This is a genomic window from Streptomyces sp. GESEQ-35 (assembly GCF_017948485.1).
Lineage (GTDB): Bacteria > Actinomycetota > Actinomycetes > Streptomycetales > Streptomycetaceae > Streptomyces.
In genome coordinates, this window is sequence record NZ_JAFFSX010000001.1 from 130,378 (window position 1) to 142,168 (window position 11,791).

Genomic DNA, 11,791 nt, shown 5'->3' on the forward strand with positions numbered 1-11,791 from the left:
GCCCCGGTTCGTGGTGGCGAGGCTCTACCTGGCGGCGCGCGGCAAGCCGCCCTGGCGCCTGATGGCGTTCCTCGCCGACGCGCGGCGCCGGGAAGTTTCACCGCACCGCCGAGGAGATCCGCATCACCCGCAAGACGCTGCTGGAGCTACTGGAGCTGCCCGAGCTTGTCCGCCCAGGCCGCCGCCCTCGAAGCTGCCGGACCATCCGACCTACCAACAGACCATGGCGATCGCAGCCATGGCTTGCGCAGACGGCATCGTGAAGGAGCCCGCGCACGACGCCGGCGGCGCCCGCGGGCCGCTCCCCCGTCGCACGCGAGCCGGGTTTCACTCCGGGTCGGCGACGAGGACTTCCACGCCGCTGGCCTGAAGTGTGTCGAGCTCTGACGCCGAGATGGCGGCGTCGACGATGACGAGGTCGAACGCGGTGACGGGGACGAGCTGGTAGAGGCCACGGCGTTGGAACTTGGTGTGGTCGACCAGAAGGATTTTGCGGTCGCAGGCTTCCATCAGGGCTCGTTTCACTCCCACCGTCTCCTGGGACTGGTGGTAGCAGTGGCCGCGCGTGATGGCGGTCGTCGAGGCGAACAGCGTGTCGGCGCGCAGGCTGTTGACCGCGTCGATGGTCCGGATGCCGAGGAATGCGTCGTAGGCGGGGTAGTACGCGCCGCCAAGTGAGATGAGGTCGATTCCCGGACTTCCGGCGAGAACCTGGATGACGGGTACGAAGTTGGTGATGACCGTCAGCGGTGCGCGCTGCGAGAGCAGTCCGGTGAGCGCGAGGGCGGTGGTGCTGTCGTCGACGATGAGGGACTGTCCGGGCTTGACGAGGCCAAGTGCGGCACGGGCGAGTGCGCTCTTCGCCGGCGCCATGGATTGGGTGCGGTGCCGGATGTCGCCGTGGAACGCCGTCGACGGTCGTGCGGTCGCCCCGCCGCGGACTTTCCTCAGCCACCCCTTGCCCTGTAGGTAGTCGAGATCCCGGCGGATGGTCATCGGTGTCACGCCCAGCTCGTCGGCGAGCCGCTCGATGCGGACGAAGCCTTCGTCGACGACACGGCTCTTGATCCGCTCCCGCCTCTCGCGCGGCCCTCGCCCGCCCTCGCCGGTGGCCGGATCTTTGTCTTCCTCCATGAAGTCCCTCTGTTCCCTTTCTGTTAACAGAACACATAGGTGTTGCGTCGGGCTTCCCTCTCGTCCGCTGCGCGCTCTCCACCTGCAACGAGCGTGTTACAGCAGGGTTTGTGGCGGGCTTCCCGAAGCAGCATGGCACACCGATGTTCGCCCATGCCCAGAGAGCGAACAGTCAGGCTGATCAAAGGATCAGACATCGGTGTTCAGTTCTCAGGATGTGTTGACACCCGCAGGAGCCGCGCGTTTCTTGTGCGTTACGTCATAGCGGCCAACCGGCAGCTACCCGGCCCTGGATCAAGGAGTCGAACATGAGAAGACTGGCCAGTGGTGCACTCGCCGGCATCCTCGCCCTGGGCGCTCTCACCGCATGCGCTCAGGAACCGAGTGGCGGGAACTCCGGGACCGCCAAGGCGGACGGAGAGTCGGGCAAGGTCGCCTTCCTCATGCCCGACCTGGCCTCCACCCGCTACGAGCAGTACGACGCTCCGCTGTTCAAGAAGCGTATGGCCAAGCTGTGCCCGGACTGCGGGGTCATCTACCAGAACGCCAACAGTGACGCCTCGCTTCAGCAGCAGCAGGCGAATTCCGCGATGGCCCAGGGTGCCAAGGTGATCGTGATCGACCCGGTGGACTCGGCCGGGGCGGCCACGATCGTGCAGACGGCGCAGTCCCAGGGCATCAAGGTGGTCGCCTACGACCGTCCCGTCCCGGACAAGCCCGCGGACTTCTATGTGTCGTTCGACAACGAGGCGATCGGCGAGGCCATCGCCCAGTCGCTGGTCGATCACCTGAAGGAGACCAAGGCCGAGGGAGGTGTGCTCCAGATCAACGGGTCGCCCACCGACGCCGCCGCCGGGCTGATCAAGAAGGGCGTCCACAACGCCGTCGACGACAGCGGGTTCAAGCTGCTGGCCGAGTACGACACGCCGGGCTGGTCGCCGGAGAAGGCCCAGCAGTGGGCGAGCGGGCAGATCGCCCAGTACCGCGGCAAGATCGCCGGCGTGGTGGCGGCCAACGACGGCACCGGCGGAGGTGCGATCGCGGCGTTCAAGGCCGCCGATGTGAAGGTCCCGCCGATCACCGGCAACGACGCGGAGCTGGCAGCGATCCAGCGCATCATCGCGGGAGATCAGTTCAGCACCATCTCCAAGCCGATCAAGATCGTTGCCGAGGCGGCCGCGGACGCCGTCCACCAGCTGCTGAAGGGCGAGGAGCCCAAGGCTGACAGCACGCTGTTCAACACCCCGTCGCAGCTGTTCAAGCCGACGGTCGTGACACAGAAGAACCTCAAGGAGGTCATCTTCGGCTCCGGTGGAGTGCTCAAGGCGAAGGACGTGTGCACCGCGCAGTACGCCGCCGACTGCGGACGCCTGGGCATCCAGTAGCGATCTGAAGTCTCTGAGGAGAAGAGGGTCACGATGACAGGCACCGCGGTTACCGGTGCGGGCACGAACACTGTGTTGTCGCTGAGCGGAATCTGCAAGAACTTCGGCGCGGTCGCCGCGCTGACCGATATCGAGCTAGACGTCGCGGCCGGTGAGGTGGTCGCCATCGTCGGGGACAACGGCGCCGGCAAGTCCACGCTCGTGAAGATCCTTTCCGGGGTGTACAGGCCCGACGCGGGAGAGATCTTCTTTCACGGCGAGAAGGTGTCTCTGGGCTCACCGGCCCTTGCCCATGCGATGGGCATAGCGACGGTTTTCCAGGACCTCGCCCTGTGCGAGAACCTCGACGTCAAGGCGAACCTGTTCCTGGGCCAGGAACTTCGGCCCTGGATGCTGGACGACGTCGCCATGGAGAAGCGCTCCTGGCAGTTGCTGCGACAGCTGTCGGCGAAGATCCCCACACTCGGCGTCCCGGTGGCCGCCCTCTCCGGCGGCCAGCGGCAGACGGTCGCGATCGCCCGATCCCTGCTGAGCAACCCGAAGATCGTCCTGCTCGACGAGCCGACCGCCGCCCTGGGCGTCGCGCAGACAGCCGAGGTCCTCAACCTGGTCGAGCGGCTCAAGGACAACGGACTCGGCGTGGTGATGATCAGCCACAACATGGAGGACGTCCGGGCCGTCGCCGACCGCGTCGCGGTGCTGAGGCTGGGCCGCAACAACGGTGTGTACAACGCCAGGGACGTCTCCTCCCAAGAGATCGTCGCTGCGATCACCGGCGCGACCGACAACGTGGTCTCGCGGCGAGCCGCCGGCCGCCTGACTTCCCCGCAGGAAAAGCAGGAAATGCAGGAAGAGAAGGAAGAGCTGTGACAATCACCGAAGACTCGGTGGCAACGGCCACCGACCTACAGGATGAGCGTCTCGTAACGCCGCAAGGCATCAGCGACAGCATCAGGGCCACGATCCGCCGCGTTCAGGGCGGAGACTTGGGCATGCTGCCCGTCGTCGGCGGCATCGTGGTGATCTGGACCATCTTCCAGGCACTGAACCCGACGTTCCTCTCCAGCACCAATCTGGTGAACCTGTCCTTCGACATGGTCCCGGTGGGCGTCCTCGCGCTGGGGATCGTGTGCGTCCTGCTGGTCGGCCAGATCGACCTCTCCGTGGGCTCGGTGAGCGGTGTGTCGGCCGCGATCACCGCCGTCGTCATGGTCAAGAACGAGCAGCCGATGTGGCTGGCGGTCCTCGCGGCGGTGGCCGGCGGCTGCCTGATCGGCTGGCTCTACGGCCAGGTACTCAACCGCTTCGGCGTGCCCAGCTTCGTGGTCACCCTGGGCGGGCTGCTGGCCTTCCTCGGCGTACAGCTGTGGCTGCTTCGAGGCGAAAACGCCATCAACCTGCCCTACGACTCCACTCTGGTGAAGTTCGCACAGCTGTGGTTCGTCCCCGACTGGATGGCCTACTCACTGGCGGTGGCGGCCGCGGGTGGGTTCCTGGCCACCGGGTGGGTGCGTGCCCGAACCCGCCGCGGCGCCGGGCTGTCGTCCTCGTCGCCGCAGTGGCTTGTCATGCAGTCGCTTGTGCTGCTGGCCGGGCTGCTGCTCGTGGTCTTCTACCTGAACCGCACTCGCGGTGTCGCCTGGATGTTCGTGTTCTTCGTCGCGCTGGTGCTGGTGATGCACTACGTGCTGTCCCGCACCAAGTTCGGACGATCGATCTACGCGGTCGGCGGCAATGCCGAGGCGTCCCGCCGGGCGGGGATCAACGTGCGGCGTGTATACACCTCGGCGTTCGTCCTGTGTTCCGGCCTGGCCGCGGTCGGCGGCATCCTGGCCGCCTCGCGACTGGCCGCGGCGAACCAGAGCACCGGTACCGGAGACGTCAACCTCAACGCCATCGCCGCGGCGGTGATCGGCGGGACCAGCCTGTTCGGCGGCCGGGGCTCGGCCATTGCCGCCCTGCTCGGGGTCCTGGTCATCCAGTCGATCTCCAGCGGTCTCACTCTGCTGAACCTCGACTCCTCCTACCGGTTCATGATCACCGGTGCGGTCCTGCTCATCGCGGTCGGCCTGGACTCCGTCGCCCGGCGCTCGCGCCAGGCACACGGTCGGGGGTGAAGCAGGTGACTGCAATCGCCATCGACGCGGGCACCACCACCATCAAGGTGGTCGGATACGCCGACGACGGGAAGGAGCTGGCGGTGAGCCGTCGGCCGACCCAGGTGATGCGACCCCGTCCCGGGTGGGCCGAGCAGGACATGTCCGAGGTCTGGGCCGCGGTTGCCGACGCCGTCCGGGAAGTCGTCGCCGCGCTCCCCGACTCCCCCGACATGGTCGCGGTCACCGCACAGGGCGACGGCGCCTGGCTGGTCGACAGCCAGGGGCGTCCCACCGGGCCTGCCGTGCTGTGGAACGACGGACGGGCCACAGCCCAGATCACCGCGTGGGAGCGCGACGGCGTGGCACGGGAGGCGTTCGGGATCAGCGGGTCGCGCGTGTCCACCGGGATGCCCAACGCCGTACTGGCCTGGCTGCGCGAGAACGACCCCGACCGGGTGGCCCGCTCGAGCCACCTGCTGACCTGCGGTGGCTGGCTTCACCTGAAGCTGACGGGTGAGCCCGCCGTCGACGAGTCGGACGCCTCTGCACCGTTCATGGACATCCGACGGCGCGACTGGTCCGACCGGCTGTTCGAGCTCTACGGCCTTCAGTGGGCGCGGCGGCTCCTGCCCGAGCTTCGCGACGACGATCACCGAGTCACCACGCTCACCACCTCGGCAGCCGCGGAGACCGGCCTGCCCGCAGGTATCCCGGTGGTGCTGGCGCCGTACGACATCTGCGCCACCGCCATCGGCGCCGGCGCGGTGACCGCCGGTCAGGCGTGCTGCATCCTCGGCACCACCTTGGCCACCGAGGTCATCACGGACACGGTGGTCACCGACGAGCCGGTGGGCATCACCGTGACGCTCGGAGCCCCAGGTCGCTACCTCCGTGCCTTCCCCACCATGAGCGGCGGCGACGTCCTGGACTGGGGGGCGGGCCTGCTCGGACTGGCCTCCGTCACAGATCTCATGGGTCTGGCGGCGCCGGGCAGTCGCGATACAGCCGGGGTGCGGTTCATCCCTTACCTCTCCCCTGCCGGAGAGCGGGCCCCGTTCTTCGACACCACCGCGCGCGGCTCCCTGTCCGGCCTGAGTCTGGAAGCCGGCCGCGAAGACGTGGCCCGTGCGCTGGTGGAGGGAGTCACCATGACCATCCGCGACTGCCTGGCCGCGGCCCCGGGTTCCCCGGACAGACTGGCGCTCTGTGGCGGTGGCACCAGGAGCGACTTCTGGATGCGGCTGATCTCCGATGTGACCGGCCTTCCTGTGACCGTTCCCGCCTCCGCGGAGGTCGGTGCCCGCGGCGCCTGGCTGACCGGTCTCGTCGCCACCGGCCGTGAGCCGGACTTCCCGACCGCCGCCGCCCGGCACGTGGAGGTTGCCGCCACATACCAGCCCGATCCGGAGGCGTTCGACGACTTCAGCGACCGGTACGCCGACTTCTTGCGGCTGCGGGAGCTGAACCAGCCGCTGTGGACACGCGACCGCGGACAGACATCTTCGACCCCGACCGGTGGAGTCGGCGTATGACCGCCATCGGAAGTGCTGCCTGGCTGGGCATCGACCTGGGGACTCAGGGCGTACGGGTGGTCGTCGCCGCGTCCGACGGCAGTCTGCTGGGCGAGGGCTCGTGCCCGCTGACCAGCCACCGGGAGGGCGACCGCCATGAACAGCAACCCGAGCAGTGGTGGCGCGCCGTCCTCACGGCGATCGACCTGGCACGCGCCGCGGGTGCCGACCTGCGCCGGGTCCAGGGGGTGGCCGTCGACGCGACCTCCGGCACGATCACCATGCTGGACCGCCGTGGCCTCTGTGTGACACCGGCGCTGATGTACGACGACGGGCGCGCCGTGGCGGAGGTGGAGCAGGTCAACGCCGCCGGGGAGCAGCAGTGGGCCAAGGCCGGCTACCAGCGGATGCAGCGATCCTGGGCTCTGCCCAAGCTCCGGTGGCTGCTCAACCACTATCCCCACGCTGCTGAGAACGGCTGGCGACTGGCGCATCAGAACGATGTCATCAACAGCAAGCTCGTCGGGCACGAGGTACCCACCGACACCAGCAATGCGCTCAAGACCGGCGCCGACGCCGCACAGGTGACATGGCCCGAGCCCGTTCTCGCCGCGTTGGATATCCCCCGCGCGATGCTGCCCGACCTGGTGCTGCCCGGCACGGTCATCGGTCAGGTCTGCGCCGCGGCCGCCGCGGAGACCGGGCTCAGCGAAGGGACCGCCGTCGTCGCCGGGATGACCGACGGCTGCGCGGCGCAACTGGGCTCCGGCGCCACAGAGGTCGGAAGCTGGAACTCCGTCATGGGCACCACCCTGGTACTCAAGGGCGTCACCAAAGACCTCGTCCGTGATCCGCACGGGGTGGTGTACTCCCACCGATCACCCTCCGGCCGCTGGCTGCCCGGCGGAGCCTCCAGTGTCGGAGCCGGCCTGGTCGCACGGGAATTCGCGGACGTCGACCTGGACCGGCTCACCCGCGAGGCCGCGGCACTGCTGCCCACCGACCTGTTGCGCTACCCACTGGTGTCCCGGGGTGAACGGTTCCCTTTCGTCGCCGCGGATGCCCGCGCGTTCAGCAGCCGCGAACCAGCCACCCGCGCCGAGTCCTTCGCCGCGCTGCTACAGGGCGCCGCATACGTCGAACGGCTCTGCTTCGATTACGTGGACCTGCTCGGCGCCCCGACTGACGGAGCGGTCGTCCTCACCGGCGGGGCCACCCGCAACCCCCTGTGGAACCAGCTGCGCGCCGATGTGCTGCAACGCCCGGTGACCCTTCCGCGCAACGCGCAACCCGCGCTCGGCATGGCGGTACTGGCCGCATCGAGCCGTGACGCTCTGGACAGCGTCGCCGCCGCGATGGTGCGACTCGACCAGACCCTCGAACCACGCCGTTCAGAGAAGGACCCTCACCAAGAAGGCTACGTCCGGCTGCTCGATCTGCTTGTCCAACGCGGCTGGCTCCCCGGCGTCGTCGCGACCCACGCACGAGAAAGGACGGCGCCTTGAGCCTCCATGTCATCTTCGTCCGACACGGGGAGACCCTGTGGCACGCCGAAAACCGGTACGCCGGCAGCACCGACATCGCGCTGACCGAGCACGGCCACGCACAATCACGCGCGCTCGCGGACTGGGCGGAGCAGGCGGACCTGACCGCGATCTTCGCCTCCCCACTCACGCGATCGCAACAGACCGCACGCGACAGCGCGGTGAGCACCGGGCTGCCGGCGAGCGTGGATGAACGGCTGCGCGAACTCGACTTCGGTATCGCCGAGGGCCTCACCCGCGCGGAGATGCAACAGCGGTTTCCCGAACATCTTTCGGCCTTCAAGACCGACCCGGTGACGAACCACTTCCCCAAGGGAGAGAACCCCCTGGCCGCCGGCGACCGCTATCTGGAGTTCCTCACCGACCTCCAGGCCGATCATCGCGAAGGCCGCGTCCTCGTCGTGGGCCACTCCACCGCGATCCGGCTCGCGCTCTGCCGCATACTCGGCCTGCCTCTGCGCGAATACCGCCGCATCTTCCCGTTCCTGGCCAACTGCGCCCTGAACGAACTCGTCCTGAGCAACGGCCTGCCGTCGTTGCTGACGCTGAACCACCCCGTGACCTCAGGAGCAATCAAGTGACCACCATCCTCTGTGCCGGTGACCACTTCGTCCTCAACTCCCTGCTCACCGACAGGCTCCGGCCGGCCGCACCCACCGCGACCTTCCGCGAACTCACCCTGCCCTGGCCGGTCGAGCCCTTCGGGGAGGTAGCCGAGGTACGGGAAGCATCGGGCACCGAGGAGCAGCTCATCGAGGCCCTCGGCGGAGTGGACATCTGCGTCACCCAGATGGCTCCGCTCACCGAACGAATCCTGGAAGCCTGCCCCGATCTGCGCCTGTTCTGCGTCAGCCGCGGCGGCCCCGTGAACGCCAACCTGGAGGCAGCCACCCGGCACGGCGTCGCCGTCTCCTTCGCCCCCGGGCGCAACGCCACCGCCACCGCCGAGCACACCGTCGCCCTCATGATGGCCGCGGCCCGACGCGTCCCCGCCACCCACGCGGATCTCACCGCAGGCACCTGGCGAGGTGACTACTACATGTTCGACAAGGTCGGGCCGGAGCTGGAGGGCAGCACCGTCGGCATCGTGGGATACGGGGCCATCGGCTCCCGGGTCGCCCGGATCCTCCACGGATTCGGCGCACACGTGCTGGTCGCCGACCCCTTTGTCCGTCCGGACGACGTGTCACCGGCCGAGGTCACCGACCTGGCGGACCTCATGCGGCGCTCCACGTTCGTCACCGTCCACGCCCGCGCGACTCCGCAGACCGAGGGCCTGATCTCCCGGCAGCTGATCGACCTGATGCCTGCGGGCGGCGTGCTGGTCAACTGTGCCCGCGGGTCCCTCGTCGACTACGACGCCGTATGCGACGCCCTCGACGCCGGAAAGCTCTTCGGCGCGGCCTTCGACGTCTTCCCCCGCGAGCCGATCCCCGCGGACTCACGCCTGCTGACGACCCGGAACATCGTCATGACGCCCCATCTGGCCGGCGCCAGCAAACAGACCGCCTTCAACGCCGCCTCCATCGTGGCCTCGGAAGTAGGACGATTCTTGGAAGGCCGGCCACTCGCGCACTGCGCGAATCCACAGGTTCTGGCCCAACTTCACTGAACTCCCCGACACGGCACTCCGCTCCCCCGGCAAAGCTCTGATCGTCCGCTACCCGGAAGCCGGCATGCTCATCGCCGCCCAACTCGGCGTCAGGGTCGCCAAGGTGAAAAGACCTGAGGGCTGGCCCCGCCCCTCCTGCGGTGCAGTGCCGGGCATCCCCCGCGATCGCCCAGCACCGAACTGCCACACCTCACGCGCTCCCAGAACAACAAACCCCGACGTGGGGCTCCGCACGTGCACCACTCCCGTTCCGCCGCCGAACGTGGCAGCCGGCCCGCGCCCCGGCCTGCCTTGGCTCAACCCAGCGCGTCCATCAGGGCGGTGACACCGGCATCCAGCCGCTGCTCCACAGCCCGCGCCGTCAGCTCCGCCCGCCCCGCCTCACGCCATGGCCGTGACACCAGCTGAACTTCTTCTGACAGCTGCGGTGACGCTCCGCGACGGCACCCCAAGATCCGTGCCAGAACCCCGTTTAGAGCCTCGTGCCGACGACCCTACGACGACGCATGGACGGAGCCCGTCGACATCGCCGTCACCCGCGAACTCGACCTCCGGGGCGCCTTCCGCTTCGACTCCGAGTTCGACAAGGCGATCGACCTGCCGGCCCAGGGCCCGTCCGTCGACGCGATCGTGACGCACACCTTCCCTCTCGCCGAGGCCCGCGCGGCCTTCGACATCGCCCCACGACCGGGCGGTCGCCGCCAAGGTCCTTCTGGACCTGAAGCGCGTCTGGCGAAGGGCTCGGCTGTCACGGCACCGTGGCAGGGATCCGCTCAGACCAACAGGTCCGTTGCCCTTCGCGGCGCGGCGCTCACGTCAGGACCGCGGACTCCCAGGCCCGGTCGACGACCCGCACCAGCCCCAGGTCGGTAAGCTTCACCTGCGGGGAGACCGGGAGAGTCATGGTCGAGATGGACATGAACGCGTTCCGGTGCGCCCATCCCCAGCGGTGCAGGGCCTCGCGGATCGCGGCCGCGCCATGGGCCACCTCCTCGGCGGGGCGGTCGGACAGGACCCCGGCCACCGGCAGCGGCAGGTGCACCGGCTGATCGCCCGCGGCGACCACGCAGATCCCCCCGTGTGAGGCGATGACACGGTTGGCGGCCTCTCGCAGCGCCGCGGACGTGGTGGCGGTCACCGTCAGGTTGTGGCTGTCGTGCGCGTACGTGGTGGCGACGGCCCCGTCGGACAGCTCGAAGCCGACCACCGGCGCCATCGTGTGCCGCCCGCTGCGATGGTGGCGTTCGAACACCGCCAGTACCGCGGTACGGCCCTCCCATTGCACGACGCCGTCCCGTACCGGAAGCACGACCTCGGCGGGCTCGGTGAACGTGTCCACCGGATTGACCCGCAGAGCACGGAAGACGTGCTCGCCGTCGGGCAGGTCCACCGTCCAGGCGCAGCCGTCCGCGTCCAGCGGGTCGAGGTGGACGGAGTCACCGAAGGGGTTGCCGGACAGGTGCGCCGGTGCGCTCTCCTGGACCAATTCGCCCCCGCAGACGACCATGACCGGCGTGAAGTCGCCCAGGTCGCGCAGCAGCACCAGGTCCGCGCGGCGTCCGGGGGCCACCACTCCGCGGTCGTCGAGGCCGAGGCGGCGGGCCGGGTGCAGGGTCAGCGCGCGGAGGGCCGTGAGCGGGTCCATGCCTGCGCCGACGGCTACGCGCGCGATGTGGTCGAGGTGGCCGCGCTCGACGATGGCGTCCGCCGCGAGGTCATCGGTGACCAGGCAGAAGTCCGGCTGCACCGGCAGCGCGGCGAGACTGTTCACCAACTCCGGGGTGAGGCACTTCTCCTGGAGCATCAGCAGCATGCCGAGCCGGGCCTTCTCGACCGCGACTTCCGGGGAGTTCTTGGTGTGGTCGGAGTCGATGCCGGCCCACAGGTACTCGCCCAGGTCGTCGCCGGAGAGATTGGGGCAGTGCCCGTCCAGTCGTACGCCCTTGGCACGCGCCGCGGCGACGATCTCACGCATCCGGCGGCTGCCGTCGACGACGGCCCGGTAGTCCATCACCTCGCCGAGCGTGGTGACACCCTCCCAGTCCAGCATGTCGGCGATGTCGTCGGCGCTGAGCGCGGCACCCGCCGTCTCGAAGCCCTCCAGGGCCGGCACGCACGAGGGCACCGCCCAGTGCATGGACTGCGGGGCGCAGCGGCCCTGTTCGATCATCCAGGCCATGGCCTCGCGCCCGGCGACGTTGACGATCTCGTGCGGGTCGGCGAGCACCGTCGTGGTGCCGCGGGGCAACGTGATCCGCGCGAACTCGCGCGGTGCGAGCAGCGAGCTCTCGATGTGCATGTGCGCGTCGACGTAACCGGGCGCCACCAACAGGCCATCGGCGTCGATGACTTGGCCGGCGTCGATCGGTGTGCCGGGGCGCAGCAGGGCGCGGATCAGGTCGCCGGTGATGGCGACATCGGCAGCGGTCTGTTCCCCGGTGTGTGCGGAGACCACGCGGGCTCCGCGGATCAGCAGATCGCAGTGGCTGGGCGCAGGCATCGACGG

Annotated in this window: 9 protein-coding genes and 1 pseudogene; 7 read left to right on the forward strand and 3 right to left on the reverse strand. The window is 69.0% G+C overall.

Annotated features, from left to right (window positions below; all coding sequences use genetic code 11):
- Positions 1-327: 327 nt before the first annotated feature.
- Positions 328-1,134, reverse strand: coding sequence for a DeoR/GlpR family DNA-binding transcription regulator (locus KCH87_RS00660; RefSeq protein ID WP_210583240.1), 807 nt, complete (start codon positions 1,132-1,134; stop codon positions 328-330).
- Positions 1,135-1,442: 308 nt separating this feature from the next.
- Here KCH87_RS00660 and KCH87_RS00665 point away from each other — a divergent pair, with 308 nt between their 5' ends.
- From KCH87_RS00665 to KCH87_RS00695, 7 genes are all read left to right on the forward strand, one after another.
- On the forward strand, positions 1,443-2,519 hold the full coding sequence (locus KCH87_RS00665; RefSeq protein ID WP_210583241.1) for a sugar ABC transporter substrate-binding protein: 1,077 nt from the start codon (positions 1,443-1,445) through the stop codon (positions 2,517-2,519).
- Between the two features lie 33 nt (positions 2,520-2,552).
- On the forward strand, positions 2,553-3,389 hold the full coding sequence (locus tag KCH87_RS00670) for an ATP-binding cassette domain-containing protein (protein ID WP_210583242.1): 837 nt from the start codon (positions 2,553-2,555) through the stop codon (positions 3,387-3,389).
- 122 nt (positions 3,390-3,511) lie between these two features.
- A complete protein-coding gene (locus KCH87_RS00675) occupies positions 3,512-4,636 on the forward strand; it encodes a sugar ABC transporter permease (protein ID WP_210583977.1) in 1,125 nt (374 codons plus the stop codon).
- A gap of 5 nt (positions 4,637-4,641) precedes the next feature.
- Entirely contained in the window at positions 4,642-6,150 is a 1,509-nt protein-coding gene (locus tag KCH87_RS50365) for an FGGY-family carbohydrate kinase (RefSeq protein ID WP_308298706.1), read from the forward strand.
- Positions 6,147-7,634: an FGGY-family carbohydrate kinase gene (locus KCH87_RS00685; RefSeq protein ID WP_210583244.1), complete on the forward strand. Its 1,488-nt coding sequence runs from the start codon at positions 6,147-6,149 to the stop codon at positions 7,632-7,634. The genes KCH87_RS50365 and KCH87_RS00685 overlap by 4 nt, the downstream gene beginning before the upstream one ends.
- Positions 7,631-8,254: a histidine phosphatase family protein gene (locus KCH87_RS00690; RefSeq protein WP_210583245.1), complete on the forward strand. Its 624-nt coding sequence runs from the start codon at positions 7,631-7,633 to the stop codon at positions 8,252-8,254. Before KCH87_RS00685 ends, KCH87_RS00690 begins: the two co-directional genes overlap by 4 nt.
- Complete coding sequence (locus tag KCH87_RS00695; protein ID WP_210583246.1) at positions 8,251-9,285, forward strand: 2-hydroxyacid dehydrogenase; 1,035 nt, start codon at positions 8,251-8,253, stop codon at positions 9,283-9,285. The genes KCH87_RS00690 and KCH87_RS00695 overlap by 4 nt, the downstream gene beginning before the upstream one ends.
- A gap of 296 nt (positions 9,286-9,581) precedes the next feature.
- Here KCH87_RS00695 and KCH87_RS48685 read toward each other — a convergent pair.
- A pseudogene (locus KCH87_RS48685) lies at positions 9,582-9,704 on the reverse strand (aminoglycoside phosphotransferase family protein); the annotation flags it as partial.
- Positions 9,705-10,096: 392 nt separating this feature from the next.
- Positions 10,097-11,785: an adenine deaminase gene (locus KCH87_RS00700; RefSeq protein ID WP_210583248.1), complete on the reverse strand. Its 1,689-nt coding sequence runs from the start codon at positions 11,783-11,785 to the stop codon at positions 10,097-10,099.
- Positions 11,786-11,791 lie beyond the last annotated feature (6 nt).

Bases quoted from the DNA above. Each gene is read 5' to 3' on its own strand.
- KCH87_RS00660 (WP_210583240.1), bottom strand. From the start codon at position 1,134: ATGGAGGAAGACAAAGATCCGGCCACCGGCGAGGGCGGGCGAGGGCCG.
- KCH87_RS00665 (WP_210583241.1), top strand. From the start codon at position 1,443: ATGAGAAGACTGGCCAGTGGTGCACTCGCCGGCATCCTCGCCCTGGGC.
- KCH87_RS00670 (WP_210583242.1), top strand. From the start codon at position 2,553: ATGACAGGCACCGCGGTTACCGGTGCGGGCACGAACACTGTGTTGTCG.
- KCH87_RS00675 (WP_210583977.1), top strand. From the start codon at position 3,512: ATGCTGCCCGTCGTCGGCGGCATCGTGGTGATCTGGACCATCTTCCAG.
- KCH87_RS00685 (WP_210583244.1), top strand. From the start codon at position 6,147: ATGACCGCCATCGGAAGTGCTGCCTGGCTGGGCATCGACCTGGGGACT.
- KCH87_RS00700 (WP_210583248.1), bottom strand. From the start codon at position 11,785: ATGCCTGCGCCCAGCCACTGCGATCTGCTGATCCGCGGAGCCCGCGTG.